This window comes from Microcoleus sp. LAD1_D5, assembly GCF_036702115.1.
Taxonomy (GTDB): domain Bacteria; phylum Cyanobacteriota; class Cyanobacteriia; order Cyanobacteriales; family Microcoleaceae; genus Microcoleus.
This window is the reverse complement of the sequence record NZ_JAUBSA010000019.1, coordinates 20,520-44,037: the sequence shown is the minus strand read 5'-3', so window position 1 is coordinate 44,037 and position 23,518 is coordinate 20,520. Positions and strand designations below refer to the sequence as shown.

The 23,518-nt window shown below is 44.2% G+C and carries 14 protein-coding genes; 11 read left to right on the top strand and 3 right to left on the bottom strand.

Translation table 11 applies throughout. From position 1 onward, the window contains the following. Positions 1–66: 66 nt before the first annotated feature. Positions 67–417 carry a hypothetical protein gene (locus QUA70_RS10960; protein ID WP_333333199.1) on the bottom strand — a complete coding sequence of 117 codons (351 nt, stop codon included), beginning with the start codon at positions 415–417 and terminating at the stop codon, positions 67–69. A 427-nt stretch (positions 418–844) separates the two neighbouring features. Between QUA70_RS10960 and QUA70_RS10955 the strand changes: the two genes are divergently transcribed. Next, positions 845–1,309, top strand: a complete 465-nt coding sequence (locus QUA70_RS10955; RefSeq protein WP_333333201.1) for a hypothetical protein — start codon at positions 845–847, stop codon at positions 1,307–1,309. A 97-nt stretch (positions 1,310–1,406) separates the two neighbouring features. On the opposite strand, the gene sds is transcribed toward QUA70_RS10955, so the two are convergent. Beyond that, positions 1,407–2,378: a solanesyl diphosphate synthase gene (gene sds / locus QUA70_RS10950; RefSeq protein ID WP_190658411.1), complete on the bottom strand. Its 972-nt coding sequence runs from the start codon at positions 2,376–2,378 to the stop codon at positions 1,407–1,409. Between the two features lie 1,617 nt (positions 2,379–3,995). Here sds and QUA70_RS28590 point away from each other — a divergent pair. The 10 genes from QUA70_RS28590 to QUA70_RS10905 all read left to right on the top strand — a co-directional run bounded on the left by QUA70_RS28590 (position 3,996) and on the right by QUA70_RS10905 (position 17,644). Further along, positions 3,996–4,181, top strand: a complete 186-nt coding sequence (locus tag QUA70_RS28590) for an ATP-binding protein (RefSeq protein WP_445301487.1) — start codon at positions 3,996–3,998, stop codon at positions 4,179–4,181. A gap of 159 nt (positions 4,182–4,340) precedes the next feature. Further along, the gene (locus tag QUA70_RS10945; protein WP_333346980.1) at positions 4,341–6,884 is read left to right on the top strand and encodes a CBS domain-containing protein; all 2,544 of its coding nucleotides are present in this window, start codon (positions 4,341–4,343) and stop codon (positions 6,882–6,884) included. Positions 6,885–6,947: 63 nt separating this feature from the next. Beyond that, positions 6,948–7,346, top strand: a complete 399-nt coding sequence (locus QUA70_RS10940) for a response regulator (RefSeq protein WP_333333206.1) — start codon at positions 6,948–6,950, stop codon at positions 7,344–7,346. Then, on the top strand, positions 7,343–10,501 hold the full coding sequence (locus QUA70_RS10935; RefSeq protein WP_333346983.1) for a PAS domain S-box protein: 3,159 nt from the start codon (positions 7,343–7,345) through the stop codon (positions 10,499–10,501). The genes QUA70_RS10940 and QUA70_RS10935 overlap by 4 nt, the downstream gene beginning before the upstream one ends. Positions 10,502–10,539: 38 nt before the next feature. Beyond that, on the top strand, positions 10,540–10,665 hold the full coding sequence (locus tag QUA70_RS10930; RefSeq protein ID WP_333346986.1) for a hypothetical protein: 126 nt from the start codon (positions 10,540–10,542) through the stop codon (positions 10,663–10,665). Between the two features lie 122 nt (positions 10,666–10,787). Further along, positions 10,788–12,728 carry a response regulator gene (locus QUA70_RS10925; protein ID WP_333346989.1) on the top strand — a complete coding sequence of 647 codons (1,941 nt, stop codon included), beginning with the start codon at positions 10,788–10,790 and terminating at the stop codon, positions 12,726–12,728. Beyond that, positions 12,729–14,636 carry a PAS domain S-box protein gene (locus tag QUA70_RS10920; RefSeq protein ID WP_333346992.1) on the top strand — a complete coding sequence of 636 codons (1,908 nt, stop codon included), beginning with the start codon at positions 12,729–12,731 and terminating at the stop codon, positions 14,634–14,636. A 598-nt stretch (positions 14,637–15,234) separates the two neighbouring features. Next, positions 15,235–15,405 carry a hypothetical protein gene (locus tag QUA70_RS10915; protein ID WP_333346994.1) on the top strand — a complete coding sequence of 57 codons (171 nt, stop codon included), beginning with the start codon at positions 15,235–15,237 and terminating at the stop codon, positions 15,403–15,405. Then, positions 15,402–15,854, top strand: coding sequence for a response regulator (locus QUA70_RS10910; RefSeq protein ID WP_333333215.1), 453 nt, complete (start codon positions 15,402–15,404; stop codon positions 15,852–15,854). The genes QUA70_RS10915 and QUA70_RS10910 overlap by 4 nt, the downstream gene beginning before the upstream one ends. 128 nt (positions 15,855–15,982) lie before the next feature. Continuing rightward, positions 15,983–17,644: a diguanylate cyclase domain-containing protein gene (locus QUA70_RS10905; RefSeq protein WP_333333217.1), complete on the top strand. Its 1,662-nt coding sequence runs from the start codon at positions 15,983–15,985 to the stop codon at positions 17,642–17,644. 372 nt (positions 17,645–18,016) lie between these two features. Here QUA70_RS10905 and QUA70_RS10900 read toward each other — a convergent pair whose 3' ends face one another. Then, on the bottom strand, positions 18,017–23,038 hold the full coding sequence (locus QUA70_RS10900; RefSeq protein ID WP_333346997.1) for a PAS domain S-box protein: 5,022 nt from the start codon (positions 23,036–23,038) through the stop codon (positions 18,017–18,019). Positions 23,039–23,518: the final 480 nt, after the last annotated feature.

Genomic DNA, 23,518 nt, shown 5'->3' with positions numbered 1-23,518 from the left:
CTCAATGCTGCCCTTCGCCCTGTTACTGAAAATTTCAGTTTTAGCTTTTTGGGAAGCAAGGCATTCTTAGCAGGGAACCAATTCTTCCTCTCCCGGTTTGGCCGTGCTGACGGCGACGCCCGACACCTGCTTTACGGGAAGATCCTGTTCAGCCAATACGCTCGGCTGACTTGTTACCGATGCCAGTTCTCCATCTCGCATTACTACTGAACCCGTGCATTCTGGACAGTTGTATACCCGATGGGTTTGTCCGTAGGAGGCTTCTACTTCGTCAACCAGTTCGGGATTTCCTAGGTAGAAGACAATTGCCCTTTCTGCAATTGATGACATCGGTTCAGTTTCGACTGCGGCTCGGATTTTGAGCTGGCGATGCAGTTCTGGTGGAAGATACAATGTAACTTTTTGCTTTTCTTGCATATGACAGTGAATTGACTTACCCGGGTATGTATATCAGATTAGCCACTTAATTCTTTGCTGTCAAGCCTCTATGCTGCTTTAGCGTCATCTTGTAATATTTCGTTACACTTGAGGTAAATGTGGGGCCGTTAACAACGAAAAAATTAGGGGTGTAGCTGATGAGGCCGAGGTGCAACGGCAGGTATGGGTAGCGTCAAGGACGATCGACCAACTATAAATATGAACAATAGATATATAAGAGTAGCGGCCAACAAATTCTTGGAGTCGCCATCTGGGGTAAGGTGCGCCATCAGCAGCCAGCCCGCTCATGAGTGGTGAAGAATGCCCCCAAAGGCTTGAAATGTCATAGCGGGCGATCGGTAATATATACTTGGATGCGGACCTGCTAACCTGAAATTTTTAATTTTAGATATCACAGAACTGACTGATGGATTTAGATCAACAGATTCAAGCATTGATCCAAAAAGCTCCGCCCGACGGTTCGACGCCACAAATCTTAAAGGCGATCGCCCCGGCACTGGTGTTAATTGCCCAACAGCTACAGCACCTCGAATACTCGATCCTGCAAGCGGTAGACCAAAGTTGGGCGATCGTGGTTTTGAGCAATCTCAAGCAACCGGGACGGGAGAAGAAGGTGATTTATGCTTGGAATAGTATTAAAGATGCGTCGCAGGCTGCGGCTGCTGGGGGCGATCGTCTCAGACCGGTGCTTTTGCCTGTCACTCACATTTTATTTCAGATGATAGCTCTGGAAGGTCTTGACAGCATTGTTTTTTTTGAAAGTCCCGGCAATCAGGAAGTCGGGACGGAAATTCCTCGCGAGCAAGTACAGAGCTTAATTAACGTTTACTTGCAACAGTATCGATCGGCTCCACCGCCGGATATTGCCTAAACGACTCAATTTTCTATTTATTGGTAACAGGGCATTAGGAATTGGGAATTACGCATTACCAATTCCCCATTACCAATAAAATGTAACTTTTTAACCTCTAATAAAGTCTACTCAAAACGTATTCAGCCAAATCAATCAGAGCTTGACGGGACTCTGAATGGGGCAGCGCAGCTAAGTATTCGACGGCTTTCTGTGCGTGATTTGTTGCTAGTTCTCGCGATCTCTCTATGCCTTTAGAATCTTCTACAAGTGCCAGGGCCTGCTCTATATCTCCTTCTTGGGCAAATTCGCGTTCTATGAGAACTTCCAAGTAAGGCTTTTCTTCTAGGGCAAATAGTGCTGGTGCGGTCAGATTACCGCTTCTGAGATCCGAGCCTGCCGGTTTCCCCAAAGTTTCCGTTGAAGCGGTGAAATCTAATATATCATCTACTATTTGGAATGCCAAACCAATGTTGCGACCGTAGTTGTACAAATCGTCTGCTATTTCCGCTGAAACCTCGCTCAAACAGCCCGCTGCTTTGGAACTGTTGGCAATTAAAGACGCTGTTTTGTAATAACTTTTTTCTAGGTACGCTTCGATCGACAAGCTGGTGTCAAATCCATTTAGTCCCTGTTGAATTTCCCCCTCAGCTAAATCCATAATCACTTCTGAAAGCAGTTTGACTACTGGCAGGTTGTCGAGATTTGCCAAATGCCAGGAAGATTGAGCAAACAGAAAATCTCCCGCCAATACTGCCACTCGGTTGTTAAACCGACTGTGAACAGTCGGCACTCCGCGCCGCAGATCCGACTCGTCCACCACGTCGTCGTGCACGAGACTAGCTGTGTGGATCATTTCCGTGATTTCAGCGAGGCGGCGGTGTTTTTCCGTGATTTCCCGATCGGGCATAGTCGCCTTGGCCATCAACAGAACGATTGCGGGTCTCACTCGTTTTCCCTTTGTGCCGAATAAGTATTCTGCAGCCGCGTACAAGATGGGATGACGGGCACCCACTAACTGTTTTAAGTTTTCTGTCAACAGTCGCAGGTCTTCTTCAACCGAGGAAAATAGGAGAGTGCTAGAGATCATGGATACGCCGACTCAAGCCGTAAAGTAACAAAATTTTACAAATCATATCTTTATTTTAAGGTAATTCTCTGCAATAGAAAAGAAAAATCTAGGCGATCGGCAGTTATTTGTCATCTGTCACCCGATGGGAGTCACCCGACTGCCAGAGGCGAGTTGCCGGCTCTCAGAGGGGTTGCCCCTATTGTATCGAATTGTTAAGGACACTGCCAAAAAATCTCTAAATCCCAGAAACCCTGTGTTATTATGGGTATTAAGGATTTAAACAATTCTATACATTAAGTACAGCCAGACTGCCAGGTAGCTTTTAAGTGCCTGTAAAAGTTTCGTAGAGCCAGCCTTGTTAGTCGATCGCAGCCAAAATTTCTGGGACAGATTTTTAGTTCCTCGCGGCTAAAAGTTTTCAGAAGTTAAGAGTAGCGCATCTTATGTGCACGGTAGCTCAAAGCAGCTAAAGTGGATGGTTTTAGGCTGTTTAAGCATCTGTAAAGCAGTAAATCATTATTGATGACCGGGAACGCCTAAATGTTCCCGCAGGCTTGATATGGAAAAACATCCTTCAGAACCAAGGCATGGTCTTGCGTGCTGACTTAATGTAGTAGGTCTTGAACTTGTCCTGCTCCTCCTCGTCGTTGACTTTTGGTTCTAATTATGATTTATCGCGATATTCCTCTAATTATTCCCATTCTGGCCGCCGGCTATGTAATGACTATTTATGTACTGCTGATGTTGGCCGAACGCAGCGCTAAAATAACTCGATTGGGCGAGTAGTGCACTGCTCGGCAGCCGAAGTCGGCAGCAGCGCCCTCGCTTCACCCTTGAGAATTCGGAATACTCAATAATAACCCTGCCTTGAATGCTTGCGCGCAAAGGCAGGGTTATTATTTACAATTGGGGGCACCGTGATTTTCTGGGCTGCTAGTTACTGCAACACATAGCTACAGTTATCGATGTTCAATGCCCACAGCCTCAGAGGCAGGATATTATATTTAGTAGCAGCTTGTATCGCTCACAGCAAGTTTCATGTCAGGGAAACCCGATTAATATTCCGAGAAAGCTATTAAAGTGCTCTCAAAAACGCTGAGTTTGAAGTTGTGGGTTATTGTGCCAAAAATCGCAATATTCCTATTTTGTAGGGCTAGAAATTACAGAAATAAAACGCGAATTTTCTGAATCGAGCAACCTGCTTGCTAAACAGAAGGAATCCATCAACTTGCACTGCGAGCAAATATTTCATCAAATGGTGCTTAACTGGCTGACTCATGCAGATAATCTCGGCCATTTATTCACATATTCCCAAGAAGATAATTTGCTAGAGAGAGCCACAAAAGTATTTTTTGATTCAAAAAATATTCTCGATTTAAGTGTTTCCCAAAAAAGGAATTCCCACTATTAATAATCCCATTAAAAGTCTGTTTAATTTTGATTAAAACAACTAAAAGGCAGAGGAGAAGTTGTCAGAAATTGTCCAGATCCCCTGCCTAAATAGTTGTGTGATCCAGACGAACTCAAACAAGTGTTCATACATCTGATGCACAATGGTTTACAAGCGATAGAGAATTGCCGAGTTTTAAAAGTAGAGGTGAGAGCTGAAAATCAGAGCCTGCTCGTCAGTGGGCACTGAGTTTCTGGGGAATTTGGCCACGAATATTTGATCCGTTCTTTACCACAAAACCCGCCGACGAAGGCAGCGGCTGGGGACGGGAGATTGTTAAAAAAAGTGTGGAAAAACATTCGGGTAAAATAGAAGTAACATCAGTTATCGGTCAAAGGACGTGTATGGTGTTAATTCCGATCGCCGTTTAGCGCGATCACACTAAAATTCATACCAATGCGCGACTAAAAATACAACTCTAGACCGATGTCAAATCTCGATTGCGGTTAGCAAGCCGCGAGTGTAAAATCTGAAATCTAAAATGTTATTAAGTGGCGGTTCCGCCTGCATCTCTCCCCTTTGATTTGCCCATGTCAACAACAGTTTCTGATACCCAAAGCTTGCTAGAACAGGCGATCGACCCCAAACTGCCGGTGCTGCCTCCAGACACACCCTTGAAAGTCGCAATTGCTGCCATGACTCAGGCGAGTGCCAGTTGCATTTTAATCGCGTTTGAGCAGCAATTGCTGGGAATTTTTACAGAACGCGATGTTGTGAAAATAACTGCTAGCGAAATACCGCTAGCAGGGGTGGCAATTTCTGAGGTGATGACTGAAAACCCGATCGCCATTTCCCTCGATAAAGCGGGGAATATCTTCAAGGTATTGAGCATATTGCGATCGAAAAGAATCCGTCATTTACCCCTCCTAGACGAAGGTGGCAACTTGCTAGGCGCTATCACCTGCGAAAGCATCCGTCAAATCCTCAAGCCGGCAGACTTGCTGAAAATGTGGCGCGCCGAAGAAATTATGACTACACAAGTAATAGTTACCTCAAGCAGCGCCTCAGTTTTAGAAGTCGCAAAACAGATGAGAACCCAGCGGAAAAGCTGCATAGTCATTTGCACTGACAGCGACAACAAAAATCAGAAACCTGTGGGCATAATTACAGAACGCGACATTGTTAAATTCCAAGCTTCTGGACTAGATTTCGCAGGTACTCCAGTCACCGCCGCGATGAGTTTTCCGCTGATACCGTTACAGGTAAAAGCCACCTTGTGGCAGGCTCACCAGTTAATGCAGCAGCACCGCATCCGGCGCTTGGTGGTGGTGGACGAGGAAGGATATTTAGCCGGAATTGTGACTGAAATTAGCTTGCTGGAGGCCTTAGATCCGGTAGAAATGCACGCCAATGTCGAGCTTTTGCAGGAAACAGTTGCCGATAAAATTCAGGAGTTGAACCAAATGAACGAAGAATTGCAAAAAGAAGCGTTGCGGAGAACAGAAGTCGAGGAAAAATTGCGAATTTTAAATGATAATTTGGAAGAACAAATCAAACAGCGAACTTTAGAATTAATTAATGCCAACAGTCAGTTAAAAAACGAAATACAAGACCGCACCACCGCTGAAACAGAAGTTCGCCGCCTCAACACCGAACTCGAACAGCGAGTTCTAGACCGCACGGTTCAACTAGCAGCCACTAACGAAGAATTGCAGCAACAAATTAGCGGTAGAAAATTGCTCGAAGAAAAATTGCACTTTTCTGAGAGGAAAGTCCGCGCCGTTTTTGAAGCGATGACCGACATCGTTCTCGTGCTAGACAGTCAGCGGAACATAGAAATTTTGCCAACGAATGTGGCAGCGGCTTCTGAGCCTGATTGCGATATAGTCAGCTTGACCATCGAACATTTTTTTGACGAGGACAACCCGGATGATTGGTGGGTGTTAGTTCAGCAAGTGTTAGAAACACAACAAACTCTCAATTTTGACTACAGCTTAACAGTTTGTGGTCGCGAAATTTGGTTTTCCGCCTGCATTTCTCTGTTCTCAAAAGATGCAGTTATTTGGGTTGCCCGCAACATCAACGACCGCAAAATAGCCGAGTCAGCGCTGTGCCAAAAAAATGCAGAATTATCTCATACCTTAGAAGAACTGAAGCGGACTCAAAAAGAACTCATTCAATCAGAAAAAATGGCAGCCCTCGGACAGTTAATTGCCGGAGTTGCTCACGAAATCAATTCTCCTTTAGGGGCAATTCGATCTTCTGTGCAGAACATCGCTGATTTCTGGATCGAACAATTGCAGCAGTTGCCGATATTTTTCCAACAGCTATCCCCGGAACAGCGACAGGATTTCTTTGCTTTGCTGGAAAATTCCCGCCAAGAAACAGACACATTATCTAGTAAAGAAAAACGTCAGTTAAAAAAACTTTTGCAGGGGCAACTAGAATCGGAAAATATTGACGACGCCGACAGTCTGGCCTGTACCTTATTAGATATCGGCATCGGCAATAATGTAGAACCTTTTTTACCTTTATTGAAAGACAGCCAAAGTCGAAACATTGTACAAACAGCCTACCAATTTGCTACGGTACAAAAAAGCACTAAAACTATTGCTACTGCCACAGATAGGGCCGCCAAAATTGTTTTTGCTTTGAAAAGCTACTCTCGTTACGACCAGTCGGGTTCCAAAGTAATCGCTAATATTACCGCCGGTATTGATACTGTTTTAACGCTTTACCACTACCAAATCAAACACGGTGTGGAAGTGGTCAGAAACTATGGTACTAATTTGCCCTCTGTGCTATGCTATCCTGATGAACTCAATCAAGTTTGGACAAATTTGGTTCACAATGCTTTACAAGCGATGGGCAACAAAGGAGTGTTAAAAATTGATGTCAAACACCAAGCGAACGCAATATCAGTCAGTATTACCGACAGTGGCCCCGGCATTCCTCCAGAGATTATGCCGAGAATTTTTGAGCCTTTTTTCACAACTAAACCTCCAGGTGAAGGCAGCGGTTTGGGATTAGATATAGTTCAAAAAATTCTGGAAAAACACCAAGGTGCACTGCAAGTAGAAAGTGTGCCTGGTAACACAAAATTTACTATATCTTTACCCATCGAAATCCCTTGATAGCAATTTAAAAAATAGGTAAATGCCACAGATTTAAAAATTTAATAATAGAAGTCAAGTTTTATGCCTAAACCAGTAATTTTGTGCGTTGACGATGAAGTTGTGGTCTTAAATAGTTTGAAAATTCAACTTAAAAAAGAATTTGGGGATGCTTACCTCTATGAAGTAGCAGAAAATGCAGATGAAGCTCTGGAAATTATGGAGGAAATTCAAAAAGAAGATGAAAGTGATATTTTGGTCATAGTATCTGACTGGTTAATGCCAGGGATTAAAGGAGATGAATTTTTGATTCTGGTTCACCAAAAATATCCTAAAATTGTGAAAGTCATGCTGACTGGGCAAGCCGACGAAGTAGCAATAGCACGGGTGAAAGAGCAAGCAAACTTGCACCGTTGTTTGTACAAGCCGTGGGAACGCAAAGAATTAGTAGAAACTATAAAATCTGGTTTGACAAAAATATGAACAATAAACCTGTGATTATTTGTGTGGATGATGAACCGATAATTCTTGAAAGTTTGAAAATTGAGTTAAAAAAAACCCTGGGGGAAGAACAGTTATTAGAAACTGCTGAAGGCGGCGAAGATGCTTTAGAGTTAATAGAAGAATTACTGGCTGAGGGCAGCGAAATAGTAGCAGTGATTTCCGACTATTTGATGCCGAATATCAAAGGGGACGAATTGCTGAAGCAGATTCACAGAATTTCCCCAAAAACTATCAAAATTATGCTGACGGGGCAAGCAGACCTCGAAGCAGTGGCGAATACTATTAAATATGCTAAATTGTACCGATATATATCGAAGCCTTGGCAGTCCGAAGATTTGAAGTTGACGGTAAAAGAAGCGATTAACAGCTATTTTAGGGAGAAGCAATTAGCGGAACAAAATGCTCAACTCCAAAAGCTGAATCAAGAATTGGAAACTTTAGTCGAGGAGCGGACTGCACAACTGCGTTTGTCAGAGGAAAAGTTTGCTAAAGCTTTTCGTTCTTCTCCCAACCCGATTACTATTACCAGACTTAATGACGGTAGTTATTTAGAAATTAATGAGGCTTTTTGCCAGACAATGGGTTATTCGGCCGCAGAAATTCTCGCTCGCACGGCGCTTGATTTGAATCTTTGGGAAAATATACAAGCCCGCGCCGAGTTGTTTAAAATGTTAGACGAAAAAAAAATTGTTCTCAATTACGAATTTGATTTTCGCACTAAAACAGGGGGACTCAGAACCGGGCTGCTGTCAGCAGAAATCATTGACATTCATGGCGAAACCTGCGTGATTTCTGTGATTCAAGATATTAGCGATCGCAAATTAGCCGAAGAAAAACTCCGAGCTGTAGCGGCTTCTTTAGCAGCAGCGCAAAGAATCGCCCGTGTCGGTAATTGGGAATGCGATTTATCTGCCAACACAACTACTTGGTCGGAAGAATTATCTCGGATTTTTGGGCTCGATCCAACCCAGCCTGCGCCAACACTGACTGAGTTTTCGCAATACGTGCATCCCGACGATCGACAAAAGTGGCAAACAACGATCGACGCTGCTATTGATAGCGGGCAATCCTACAGTTTGGAATATCGAATCCTGCGGCTGGAACCGACAATTGGTGCGGATAATTGCCGATCACAAACAAGTGAAGGCGGCTTCATTCGCTACATCGAAGCCAGAGGAGAAGCAGTTGTCAATCAACAAGGTAAAGTGACAAAACTATTCACAACTTTGATGGACATTACCCCCCGCAAGCGGGCAGAAATAGCCCTAGCTGAGAGCGAAGAAAAATACCGTCATTTAGTTGAAACTTCCCAAGATATTATCTGGTCTTGCGATGCTGAAGGACACCTTACTTTTGTGAACCAAGCAGTTAAACAAATCTACGGTTACGAGCCTGAAGAAATGCTTGGCTGTTCTTTTAGCGATTTCTTAGCCCCAGGAGAAATAGACTGGAAATGGGAACTTCAGCGGCGCTTGCTGACAGGAAAAACTGTGTTTCAGTACGAAAATATAGTATTAGGAAAAGACGGCAGCAAGATTGATGTAAATACGAAGGCGATCGCGCGTTTGGACGCTGAAGGAAACATTATTGGCACAACAGGCACTGCTAGCGATATTACCGAGCGCAAACAAGCAGAAATAGCCCTGAAAAAAGCCAAAGAAGAAGCCGACAGAGCCAACAGGGCGAAAAGTGAATTTCTCTCGAATATGAGCCACGAATTGCGAACTCCCCTCAACGCAATTCTCGGTTTCAGCCAACTGCTGGCCCGCGACCCAGACCTCGGTGCCGACCAACAGCAATACTTAGGAATTATTAGCCAGAGCGGCGAACATTTGCTCGTTTTGATCAACAATATTCTGCAAATGTCAAAAATTGAAGTCGGGCTGGTGACACTTAATAACAGCACCTTTGACTTGCACAAAATGCTAAAAAACACTGAAAATATGCTGAAGCTGCAAGCGAAAAAAAAAGGGTTGCAGTTAATTTTTGATTACCCCCCCACTCTACCTAAATATATAGAAACCGACGAAAGCAAGTTGCGCCAAGTCTTAATAAATGTAGTCGGAAATGCTATTAAGTTTACTACGGAAGGTGGTGTTAATTTGAGAATAAAACATGAGGGATTAAAAACTAAAACTTATGGAGAGATTCCCCCAAGTAAGAATTGCTGTTTGCTATTTGAAGTGGAAGACACTGGTTCAGGAATTTCTGCGGAAGAAATGGACAATTTGTTTACACCTTTCGCGCAAACAGAAAGCGGAAAAAAAGCTCAAGAAGGAACCGGTTTGGGCTTGCCAATCAGCAAGCAGTTCGTTCAGTTAATGGGAGGAAAGATGACGGTAACAAGTACCCTCGGTCGCGGCAGCATTTTTAGATTTGATGTTAAAGTTTCGCTCCCTAATGCAGTGGAAATTCAGGTGGCTCAAACAGCTCGCCGAGTGGTGGGCCTGGAACCCGGACAGCCTGAATACCGGATTTTAGCTGTTGACGATCGCCTGGAAAGCCGCTTGCTGTTGGTCAGAATGCTGACATCCCTTGGCTTTGCGGTGCAGGACGCTGAAAATGGCGTTCAAGCTGTGGAAATGTGGTCGAGTTGGGAACCTCATTTGATTTGGATGGATATGCGGATGCCGGTGATGGACGGTTACGAAGCTACGAAACAGATTAAAGCGCATTTGAAAGGTCAAGCAACGGTGATTATTGCTCTGACTGCAAGTGCTTTTGATGAGGAGCGATCGCTGATTTTGTCTGCTGGTTGCGATGATTTTGTAGCGAAGCCTTTTCGGGAGCAAGTGATTCTAGAAAAGATGGCTAAGTATCTGGGAGTCCGCTATGTTTATGATCGAGAAGCTTCGCTAAGTTCTGATGCTGCGGTGTTCGCCGAGGTTTCCACGGCAACTGAAACGGCTGATTTGGCTTTTACACTCAATACTTCATTTTTGGAAGCCATGCCTGCTGAATGGGTTGATGAATTGTATTCTGCGGCGGATGCGGTTGATAACGAGGAGATTTTTCGGCTGTTGTTGTCGATTCCTCCTATTAATGCTAGTTTCGGCAGCGCGATCGCCGATTTGGCGAATAACTTCCGCTGCGATCGGATTATCGATTTGATTGAGGAGTTTAGAAATTGTTGAAGGATGAAAGAAGAAGGGATAGGGGCAGGTTCAGGATTATGGATGATGTAGGTCGATCGCCTATTTGTAAACTCGTCCGCAGGCGATCGGCTAATTTACTTGTAGCCAAGCTGCACACCCTGGTAATCATCACTCATTCCCAATTCTTTAATCTCACATCTTAAATCTCAACTAAGATAAGTTCTGTAAATATAAAAGAACTTGCTCCCGGAAGTAGTGTTATAATAAGTATTTAACCCGTTTTCAAAATTTCAACTATTCTTAAATTAACAAAAAATAGCGATCGATGACCAACAATCAAATAGAAGAAAATAAAGGCAACATATTAATTGTTGACGATACTCCAGAAAATTTGCAAGTTTTATCCGCAACGCTGTTCGATCGGGGCTACAAAGTCCGCGGCGTAATTAACGGCAAAATGGCAATCAGAGCAGCGCGATCTGGTTCTCCTGATTTGATTTTGCTTGATATCAAAATGCCGGAAATGGACGGCTACGAAGTCTGCACCCAGCTCAAGGCAGATCCGAAGACATCAGAAATTCCCGTTATTTTTATCAGCGCTTTAGATGAAGTATTGGACAAAGTAACCGCCTTTCAAGTTGGAGGGGTAGATTATGTCACAAAACCGTTTCATGTAGCAGAGGTTTTAGCGCGAATCGAACACCAACTGACTATCCAAAGACTGAAAAAACAATTGCTCGATCGCAATAAAAAATTGCAAGAAGAAATAATAGAACGCAAAAAAGCTGAAGAAGCAGCGGCCGCTGCATCCCTCGCAAAAAGTCAATTCGTTGCCAACATGAGCCACGAATTGCGGACTCCCCTGAACGCCATCCTGGGTTTTACCCAAGTCATGAGCCGCGACTCTTTGCTCAGCCACGAAAATCTCGAAAATCTCCGAATTATTAACCGCAGCGGTCAACATTTGCTGGAACTAATTAACGATGTTTTAGACTTGTCGAAAATAGAAGCAGGGATAATTGGCTTAGATGAACGCAGCTTTGACCTTTATCAACTCCTCGACACTCTCGAAGAAATGTTTCAAATCAAAGCTGAAACAAAAAAAATGCAACTGAGATTTTCCGTCCAGGCAAATGTTCCCCAATATATAAAAACTGACGAAAAAAAGCTGCGCGTCTGCTTAATTAACCTGCTGGGAAATGCCATGAAATTTACTCAGGACGGGGGTCGTATTTGGCTGCGAGTGAGCGTGGAAAGCAACCAGCCACAGCCGACTAAATCGGAAAGTCATCCTAACCCTACCTCAGTCGAACCATTGTTAATTTTCTTTGAAGTTGAAGATACGGGAGTTGGCATAGCAACAGCAGAAATTGATACTTTATTTGATGCTTTCGTGCAAACACAAGCGGGGAGAAAAGCGGCTGATGGTACGGGATTGGGTTTGACAATTACTAAAAAATACGTACAGATTATGGGGGGGAATATTGGGGTAAAAAGTGTTTTAGGTGAGGGAACAAGTTTTAAATTTAATATCCGAGTATTTGCGGCTATTTCGTCTGAAATAACAGTGGCAACATTGCAGCGAGCGATCGGACTAGAAGCAGATCAACCAGTTTATAGGATTTTAGCAGTTGACGACAATCAAGAAAATCGGCTGCTGCTGGTTAAAATGTTGCAACCAATTGGTTTGGAAGTCCGAGAAGCGGAAAATGGCTACCAAGCGGTTGAACTTTGGGAAAGTTGGCAGCCTCATTTAATTTGGCTGGATACGCGAATGCCAGTAATGGACGGTTTTGAAGCTGTCCGACAAATTAGAGCGAAAGAGAAACAAACTCAGTGGCGAACTGTAATTATTGCTCTGACTGCTAGCACTTTTGAGGAAAAAAAAGGCGAAATTATCGCCGCAGGTTGCGACGATTTTGTGCGGAAACCTTTTCAAGAACAAATCCTCTTTGATAAGATGGCTTGCTACTTGGGAGTGCGCTATCTTTATCAAGAGTTGCCCCGGCTTCCTGTCGGGGCTTTACGGCGTTATTGTGTGAGCGAAAAACCCGATTCATTTTTCCGAGGGCTGCTGGCTCAGATGCCTCAAAGTTGGGTGCAGGAACTCTACGACGCGGCTAATGATGTTAATGAAGAGCTGGCGATTCAACTTGTCGATCGGATTTGGGAAAGTCATCCAACTTTAGCTGATGCTTTAAAAGATTTGCTTGCCGATTACAGACTCGACAAGATAATGGATTTAACTCAATCGAGTTTAAAATAAATGGATAATAGCGAAATTAAAGTATTGGTGGTTGATGACCAACCGAGCAATCTGCGGTTCTTATCCAAACTGCTAACATCCCAGGGGTATCAAGTTTACCGAGCTATTTGCGGTCAACTGGCGTTGAATGTTGCGATCACCTATTGCCCCGATTTAATTTTGCTCGACATTAGAATGCCGGAAATGAACGGTTATGAAGTTTGTCGGAGACTGAAAGCGACACCAGAAACCGAACAAATTCCGGTAATTTTTTTAAGCGTATTAGATGAAATGAACGATAAATTACAAGCTTTTCGAGTAGGAGGCGCCGACTATATTACTAAACCATTTCAAGTAGAAGAAGTTTTAGCGCGCATCGACAAGCAAGTCCGCTTGCAAAAACTGCAACAGCAATTAAAAGAACAAAATAATCAACTGCAACAGTCGCAGTCGCTGCTTGCTAGTATATTAAATAGTTCCTTAGACTGTGTGGTAGCTTATTCTGCCGTCCGCAACAGTGAGGGAAATATTGTGGATTTCCAGTGGCTCTTGATCAACCCGGCTGCCGAAAAATTTTATGGTCTGCTATTAAATGAGATCGTTGGCAAGAATTTGTTAGCCAAGATTTCGCAAGTTAGCAATAATGGGTTATTTGATTTGTATGTTTCTGTAGTAGAAACAGGAGAAACTATAGACCAAGAATTTTATTACGAACAGGAGCAAGAGCCAATTGTTTGGCTGCACATTGTGGCGGTCAAATTAAACGACGGTCTGGCAGTAACATTTCGCAATATTACCGAGCGCAAACGAGCAGAAATTGCCCTGCGAGACAGCGAAGAACGCTTTCGCGCCATATTCGAGCAAGCTGCGGTCGGCATAGCTAAAACCGCGCTCTGTGGTAAATTTATGCGGGTAAATCCCGGCTTTTGTCAAATTGTCCGCTATGCACAATCCGAATTGTTACAGCAAAATTGGGAGGCAATTACTCACCCAGATGATAGAGAAGCGGACAGAGAATACCTGCGCTCGCTGTTATCCGGGAAGATTCAAACTTTTTCTGTGGAAAAGCGTTTGCTATGCAAAGATCAGGCAGTGCGCTGGGCAAATGTTACTGTTTCGGCAATGCGGGATGTCAAGGGGACGCTGCAGTATTTAATTTGTGCGATCGAGGATATTTCCGAACGCAAGCTGGTACAAGAATTGCTGGAAGCGAGTTTAGACACTCAAACCCGCTACGCTCAAGAATTAACTCGTTCTAATGCCGAGCTAGAACAGTTTGCCTACGTGGCTTCTCACGATTTGCAAGCGCCTTTGAGCACGATTGCCGGCTACGCTCAACTATTAGAAAAACGCTCTTCCAACCAACTTGATGCCCAAGGAAATAAATTTATCCGCAATATTGTTAATTCTTGCGGGCGGATGCAGGCGCTGATTGATGACTTGCTGGAGTATTCGCGGGTCGGTCGCAGTCAGAAACCTTTTGATCTCATAGATTGCAATCGGGTTTTTGAGGATGCTTGTGCTAATTTGCAGTTGGCTATCCGCGAGAATCAAGCTTTTGTTACTAGGGGGGATTTGCCAAGGGTAACAGGTGACTGTTTTCAACTGCTGCAACTGTTTCAAAATTTAATTGGTAACGCCATTAAGTACCGTAGCAGTGAGGCGCCGGTGGTGCAGGTGGACGCTTCCCGTCAGGGGGATAGCTGGGTGTTTTCAGTGCAGGATAATGGTATTGGGATTGCCTCACAGCACCATCCGCGAATTTTTCAGATTTTTCAGCGCTTGCACACCCAAAAACAGTATTCGGGAACTGGTATCGGTTTAGCGATTTGTCAAAGAATTGTCGATCGGCACGGCGGCAGCCTTTGGGTAGAATCAGAACCCCATCGAGGCTCGACTTTTTATTTTTCTATTCCTATACCAAAGTGAAGTCAGCACCCCGCCTGAAGCAGTCAATCGATTTTAGATTTTAGATTTTAGATTTTAGATTTTAGATTTTAGAATTGAAGAAAACGACCTCACTGATACAGCATATTCCATGTAAATGTAGTACACAAAAACCTGGTTTATTGAACAGAAAAGGATGCGAAAACTCTAAAGAAACCCGGTTTCTGGGGTGTACTTTATAAAGCTGGAATACACTGTAAATCCGGGGGCTTGTGATGAGGATTCGGAGCTTTTTTCTCGACCCACGGATGAATCCGGGGGCTTGTCACCAAATTGCTTAATTGTCACGCGTCCTTTACTTAAGCTTTAAATATCTTTATCTTTTCTTTACAAAGAGGTTTATAAAGTGTAGCATATTCACTGATGACATCGAGCTAAAAATTTATCAATATAAATCTATTAGCTCGATCCTTATACAACTTATAAATCAGCGGTGCGCGCAAGACTTGTTAATTTTTTTCAACTGTATCCAGAGCATCTTGCTTTGGGATGCAATAGTTTCCCTAGTAGTTCCCGGATCAAGATTTGTGATGTGTTTGCAGTTTGTAGGTTCTCGGACAGACTGCCAAGTGAAACAAGCATGATTCGCAAACCTTTGCAAATCCAGAAAAACGGTAAATTCCTGCAACACACTTTCAGTGTTCTCAGCCATATTTACCGGATGATGGCAAGAGATGCTTTGCAGGTACTTAAACACGGCTCAAAGTCCTGCCACCTCACAAAATACGTTCGTAGTGAGGCAAAGCCGTGAATTATAAAAAGAAAAAATTCACTCTTTTAATAGCAAACGATGACGAGGACACGCGCTTTTTGGTGAAGGAAGCACTGCGAGAAGTTCGACTAGCAATTACGAGCGAATTTGTGGAAAATGGAGAACAAGTGCTAGACTACTTGTACCGTCGTGGTCAATATTTTGGTAGCACCAATTGGCATCAGCCAGACTTGATACTTTTGGATCTGAATATGCCGAGGCTGGACGGGCGAGAAACACTAACTTTGATCAGATCTGACCCCCATTTGCAACAAATTCCGGTTGTAATACTCACAACTTCCCACCGCAGAGGAGATATCTTGCTTTGCTACCGATTGGGAGCCAATTCTTTCATATCCAAACCAGTCACTTTTGAAGGATTGCTTGAAGTAATGAAGACTTTATGTGAGTATTGGTTTGAAATCGTTTCACTCCCGCCGGATATGTAAATTTTCATGTAGGGCTAAATCCATAGTTTGAGTGTATAGTGAATTTGATAAGCAGCAATATTGGCCGAGCGCAAGTATCGCTCTCAAAACAAAAAAGTTGCCTTAGACCCGCTCCGAACGCTATAGTTGTGTTAACACGTAACCAATGTCTGAAAATTTTGTTAGTTGAGGATGACCTCGCAGATCCGACAATGATCGAAGACCTTCTAGGGTCATTCAGCGAGTCTCTATTTCTTCTCCAAACTGTTAAGTCTCTGGAGATAGGAGCCGGGTGTCTGGAAGTAGACAAGTTTGACGCCCTACTATTAGATTTGTCAGTGTCAGACAGCTTGAGGGGAAGCGAGGCGATCGCAGTTTTGAAAGGGCGATGGCCCACATTGCCAATTGTGGTGCTGACAGATATCAACGATGAAAATATGGCCCGGTCGGTATTGCGCTGGGGCGCTCAAGATTGTTTGGTAAAGGGAAGATTTCACAGAACTCTTCTGGTGCGGGCAATCCATTACGCGATCGAACGCCAGGAAATCGAAGAACAATTGCGGCAGCAGGCTCTCCGACAGCGGCTGTTAGGCAAAATGATCGAACATATTCGATCGTCAATAGATCCGGCAAGCATTCTCCAAAGTACCGTTGCAGAAGTGCGCCAGTTTCTCCAAACAGACCGCGTTTTAATTTATCGCTGTCAGGATTGGGTGTCTCAATTGGACGGGGAAGAGCAAAAAGGTGCGATCGTCGCCGGTGACGGTTTGCCAGAAGGTTATATTGAAAACCAAAATATTAGTGCTGCTTTGGCGGTGTCATGCTTTGTTTTAGTCGAATCCCACTCGGTACAAGCAATAGCAGATGTCAGCACTGCCCCATTGGCTGGCAGTTGCAAAGAATTGTTGACAGATTGTGAAATTGCAGCAGTTATAAGCGTGCCAATTTGGCAATCTGGCGACTGGGAAACGGCAAAAGAAACACAAGAAGCCATTGGTTGGGAAGCCGAAAAAAATCACGATGCAGCCGAAAATTATATCTGGCAGCAGGCGAGTTACAAACCGCAGACCCAAGGTAAAAATTTGCCCGATTCGATCGCAGAAAATGGCAATAATTTGTGGGGAATGTTGACAGCATACAATTGCTGCGGTGTCAGGGAATGGCAGCAGTGGGAAATAGATTTTTTACAGCACTTGGCAAATCAAGTGGCGATCGCGATCGAACAATCTCAACTTTACCGCAAGCTAGCAATAGCCAATCAAAAATTGCAGCAACTGGCAACTACTGACGGACTGACTGGCATTGCCAATCGCCGCCAGTTCGATCGCGTTTTGAGCTTAGAGTGGCGCAGATTGGCAAGAGAGGAACTGCCGCTGTCTTTAATTATGTTTGACATCGACTTTTTTAAACTTTACAACGAGTTTTATGGGCACCTCGGCGGGGACGATTGTTTGCGCCAAGTTGCCGGGGCGATCGCCAGAGCCACCAACCGGGCTGGGGATTTGACTGCCCGCTACGGTGGCGAAGAATTTGCCCTAGTGCTGCCCAACACTAGCGCCGAAGGGGCAAACGTTGTCGCCCGGAAAATTTGCGACGGCATCGCCAGCTTGAAACTGCCCCACGCGCGATCGTTGATCGGCCCCTACGTTACCCTCAGTGGTGGCATTGCGACAGCGATTCCTTCTGCCCAGGAATCTCCCAACACCCTAATTCGCAGCGCTGACAGCGCCCTTTATCAAGCCAAAACCGAAGGCAAAAATCGCATTTGTCACGCCAGAAGTAACTCGGAATCTTCTCCGATTTTTATGTAAAAGTTGAAGGTAATTGGTAATTAGTAAGATCGTGTTTAATTTTTCACTCACAACTCACAACTCATAACTCATATTGTTGACCTTAGCATCGGAATAATAATTTTCCGAGTGCAGTGCGAGCGGGATGCGATCGAGTGACCCGAAGCAAGGATAATGCTCGCTGGCAGGGTATAATTCCGATGCTACGGTATTTGATATTACTGAGATGTTGCACCATTCTCAATTACTTGTTTAGGAACAGGCTTTCCGGCCTGTTCCACAAGAAAATTCACTCTTTGTGGAACAGGCCGGAAAGCCTGTTAAGCGAGAATGGTGCAAGATGTGAGATATTGCCCATTTCCGCTGCCCAATTTCTAATTACAAATTCCTAATTTATTGCCCCAAATTTGAATTCCTACCTGTTAAATTCGGCCGCACTGGAATTTCAATCAAAAACTCCGCTCCCTCTCCCGGTGTCGAAATACAGCTCAATCTGCCGCCGTGGCGATCGACTATAATCGAGTGAGAAATCGACAATCCCAAACCCGTGCCCTTGCCCACAGGTTTAGTCGTGAAAAACGGGTCAAACAGCCTCGATCGCACCGACTCCGGTATCCCCCGCCCGTTGTCGGCAATAGATACCGCTACGAAGCCCGCAGCAGCCTGATAAGTGCGAATAGCGATCGTGCTTGGATGTCGATCGCACTCCTCGATCGGACGCTGCTTGTCCCGTTCTTCCAAAGCATCGATCGCATTAATCAAAATATTCATAAATACCTGATTCAACTCGCCCGGAAAACATTCAATTGGCGGCAATAGTTGGTAATCTTTAACAATCTGAATTTCCCGATGACTGCTGTGAGATTTCAACCGATTTTGCAAAATCATCAAAGTGCTATCAATTCCCTCGTGAATGTTGACAGACTTCCCAGCGGACTCGTCCAATCGCGAAAAGTTACGCAACGATTTCACGATCTCGACAATTCGCTCGGTTCCTACTTGCATCGAATTAAACAATCTCGGGAAATCCTCAGCAATATAATCCAAGTCTATTTCATTAATTTTATCCAAGACTTGGGCTGGAGGATTAGGACAGTAATGCTGGTAAAATTTAATCAATTCCAGCAAATCTAAAGTGTAATTACGAGCCGGAGTGAGATTGCAGTGAATAAAGCTAACAGGGTTATTAATTTCGTGAGCAACACCAGCAACTAACTGACCCAAACTCACCATTTTTTCATTCTGAACAAGCTGAGCTTGAGTCGTTCGGAGTTTGTTAATAGCTGCTTCTAACTCTAGCGCTTTTGAACGTTCTCGCGCTTCCGATTCCTGCAAAGCTGACTCGGCTTGTTTGCGATCGGCAATTTCAGTTTGTGCTTGCTCAAACAGCATTGATTGCTGGATAGCGATCGCCAACTGCACGCTAATTTGTTTGAGACACTCGACCTCAATTTCCAGCCAGTGGCGGGGACCCGCGCACTCGTGAGCAATCAATAGCCCCCACAACTTCTCGCCTTGCAAAACTGGCACTACCAAATTAGCTCGCACCTGAAATTGACTTAATAAATTAATGTAGCACTCGGAAAGATCAGCTTGGTAAATATCATCTACAGCTACAGCACGACCGTGTTCGTAAGCAGAAGCATAGTTGTCTTCAAAGCACGAATCGTTAATAGTTATTCCCTGAATAGCCAGCCAATTTTGGCCCACAGACTCGACTGTTACAAAACCGCTCCAATCGGAATTAAACTGATAAATAACTGTCCGGTCTGTTTGCAAAAAATGCCGTACTTCAGCAACAGCTTTGGTCAAGATTTCTTCTAAATTTAGAGACGAGCGAATGCGTTCCAGCATTGCTACCACCAAGCGTTCTCGCTTTAATTGCTGGCGCAAGATAGCCTCGGCAAGTTTGCGAGTGCTAATATCTTCAATCACACCAATTACATAGCTAGGTTCCCCAAACCCATTCCGCACTAATGATACAGTCATATTAGTCCAAACAAATGAACCGTCTTTGCGAATAAAGCGTTTTTCAAGGGAATAATTAAAAATTTCCCCAGCTAACAGTCTGTCGCGCGACTCGACATCGGCTGCTACATCTTCTGGGTGAGAAATATCCCCAACATTTCGCGCTTTCAGTTCCAATTCAGAGTATCCGACAATATTGCAAAAGCCTTGATTTGCATTCAAAAATTGACCGTCTGGCCACACTTTAACAATGCCAATCGCGGCTTGTTCAAATACAGCTCGAAATCGCTGTTCGCTTTCTTGTAAAGCAATTTCTGCTTTTTTGCGATGGCTAATGTCCATTGCCGTGCCAAACAGCCGCACCACCTGACCCAACTCATTTTTAACAGATTGTCCTTTAGCGTTAACGTGCCTGATTTCTCCTGATGGAAAATAGATGCGGTGGTCGATGTCGTAAGCTGTCCCTTCAGTCACTGCGTTTTGCACAACTTGTGTAAAAACTTCTTTGTCATCGGAATGAATTTGCTCTAAAAGTTCTTCCATTGTCGGCGGCTGATTCAATTCTCGGCCGTAAACTCGAAACAGTTCTTCCGACCAAGTAATAATTCCTGCCTCAATATCGAATTCCCAATTGCCGATGCGGGCAATTTTTTGCGCTGCTTGCAACTGTTCGGCAAGTTGTTGCAAAGATGCGATCAACTGAGTTTTTTCTGCTTCTGCTGCAACGCGGGCGCTGATATCTTTGTGAGTGCCTGTTATCCGCAACGGCGCACCCCATTCGTCGTACTCGACTACCTTGCCCATCGCCAGAATCCACTGCCAATTGCCCGCTTTGTTGAGCATCCGAAATTCAAATTCATAGATATCAGTCTCACCTTCCAAATAGGAATTTAAACATTCCATTACCTTCAGTCGGTCTTCTGGATGCACCAAACTTTCCCAACCTTTGAGGTTATTTTCAATTTCGGTTTCTGCATAGCCTAGCATTGATTTCCAATAAAAGTCGAAATAAGTTTCGCCAGTAGCGATATTCCAATCCCACAGCCCCAAAGAGCTACCTGAAACCGCCAACTCCAATCGCTCTTGACTGAGTTTTAATGCCGATGCGGTGCGTTTTATTTCCGTGAGATCGGCAATTATGGCTATCATTCCTATCGGTTGACTAGCGCTATCTTTAATGCAGTTAGCTCGCAAGAAAGTCTCTATAATATCGCCATTTTTACTCTTAATTTCAATTTCATTTTCCCAGGGAAAACCTTTCCGCAGCACCCTAAATAACTTTCTCAAATCTTGAGATTTGGGGTACATTACTGCTGGGCCTCCGGCATTATTTAGTTCCTCAACTGTATAGCCGTAGCGCTGAATAAATGCTTGATTGTGATAAACGGAATAACCGTCCAAATCTGCGATCGCGATCGCATCACTAGCGCTGTCTACAGCTTGAGTTACCAGGCACAGAGTCAGTTCCGCTTGTTTGCGATCGGTAATATCAAAAATCGCTCTGTCTAGCCACAAAACTAGCCCTTCTAGATTGTAAGTTGGCCTACCTCTTTCCGACATCCACCGCACCGCGCCGTCAGCGCGAACAATCCGGTATTCTAGATTGTACGGCTGTTTCGACTCTACCGCTGCGCTGACTTGTCGATCGACCATTTCGTGGTCTGCCTCATGGATAATGCTAGTAAAACTCCAGCGGTTCTTGCCAATAAAATCCTCAGCAGGATAACCACTAATTGCCTCAATTTCATCGCTAATAAATACCATCGTCCCATCAGCATCATACAAGCTGCGGCAGATAGCGCCGGGGATATTCTCAACGAGCGAGCGAAATCTGGCTTCACTCTCCCGTAAAGCTGCTTCGGTCTGTTTTAAATCAGTAATATCCAGCACCATGCCTTCCCAAATTATATCGCCTTGGTGCCCTATTTCTGTGGGAAAATCAACTCGTTCCGGTCTCGAAACCCCTTGCAGCCACTTAAGTTTTCCCGACGGTACAATCGCCCGCCATTCCTGGTACCAAAGCTGCATATTTGCCGCAGAAACAGCAATAGATTCTTCAAATCTTTGGCGGTCGTCTGGATGAATACAACTAAAAAGTAGTTGGGGAGTTTGCTGAACATTTTCAGGTTCCAGTTCATATAAATCGCGGCTGCCCGAAGAAATGTAAGGAAAACTTTTTTGCCCGTCGGTTGATAGGCGAAATTGATAAATTATTCCCGGCAAATTGGCAGCAAGTTGCCGCAGTCTAGCTTCGCTTTCTTGCTGCATTAATTGTTGGCGCCTATCCTGAGTGATATCTCGAATTATCCCCACCAAAATTTTACTGCCGTCGGTATTTTCAAAGACGGTTTTTTTAGTAGACAGAATGTGCTTTGCACCGTGGGCGCCCGTAAATATTTCCTCGCTCTCGTTTTCTTTCCCCGTCCTAAACACTTGTTGGTCAGTTTGCCAAAAAATCTCAGCTTCTTGTTTTGGGAAAAAGTCATAATCCGATTTGCCCAGCAGTTCCTCGCGCTGCTTCCCGATCAGCTTGCAAAAAGCATCATTTAACAGTATCCAGCGGTGCTGTTCATCCTTGACGAAAATTGGAGCAGCCAGGGCATCGATCGTATAATTCAAAAACTTTTTACTAGCTTCCAGCTCGGAGAGTGCTAAAACTTTATCCGTAATATCGTGGATAGTTCCTGTCGTCCCCTGCGCCGCGCCGTCCCACCCCAACCTCAAAAATTCTTGCACTTCCACCCAGCGAGTTTCGCCCTTTTTGGTAAGATATCGAATTTGATAGCAACTGGATGTTTCTTGATTTTCGCTCAGACTTCTAAACGAATTTAAATATTGGTATTGATCGTCAGAATGAATGTAACTCAAACAGGAAGTTCCTAAGCTTTCATCAACGGTAAATCCGGTAATTTCCGTCCAAGCCGGATTAAGAAAAGTCCAATTCCCAGCAGTATTTGTTTCAAAAACTACTTCTCTGATATTGTCAACAACCCGCAAGTATTTTTCTTGACTTTTTTGCCATTCTGCTTGCCGTTTCTGGCGGGCGATCGCGCACCTGAGCGTCCGTACCAGCAGCCGGCGGTCTACCTGTCTTTTCACCAGATAATCTTGGGCGCCGGCGGCAATTAACTCGACAGCCAGTTCTTCGTCATCGGCGGCTGTCAGAATGACGATCGGAATATTTATTCCGCAATCTTGCATTCGGAAAAAAGTATTAAATTTTAGGCTGTCAGGAAGTGAAAGGTCTAATAAAATTACATCAAAAGTTTCGCCGCATAAAATTTCTCTCGCTTCCCGCATGCAAACTACATTCGTCAACTCAATTGATTGTCCTAGTCGGGGCTCTGACAGCAGTTCTTGAATGAGTTCTGCATCTTCTGCACAGTCCTCTACTAAAAGAACTTTCAAGCAAGCAGGCGTTAAAGTTGACTCAAAAACAGATGCCATACCATTTTAGATTTTAGATTTTAGATTTTAGATTTGGAATGACTGATGACTATCGCAGTTTGGTTCTTGCGTAAACTGGCATTTTTTTACTGCTATCCTTTTGCTATTTTTTAGGAATAAAAAAAATCAGCAGCGGATGCAGTTACCTAGCTCATTATTGGGGAACTTGAACCGCACGCTTGAGAGTGCGCTGTGTGCTTGCAGACCCCGCAAATTTATTTGTAGAATTGAGTTGTTCGCTGCAAGTTTTCCGCCTCGCCCGAAACCTAGTGGCCCAAAACTATTATACTCTTACCAATATTGCAACTCAACTCTGTTTTAATTTACAACCTTTGGCAGGGGAATAGCAAGAGGCAAGTCAAAAGAGCGCGGAGTAATCAAGATTTGCATTGCTGATAGCCTTTGAAACTTTAGATTTTAAATAGCCGTTTAAAGCTTGCTTAAAGTGGCCTTATTTTTTCAAAATAGTATTACTACTAA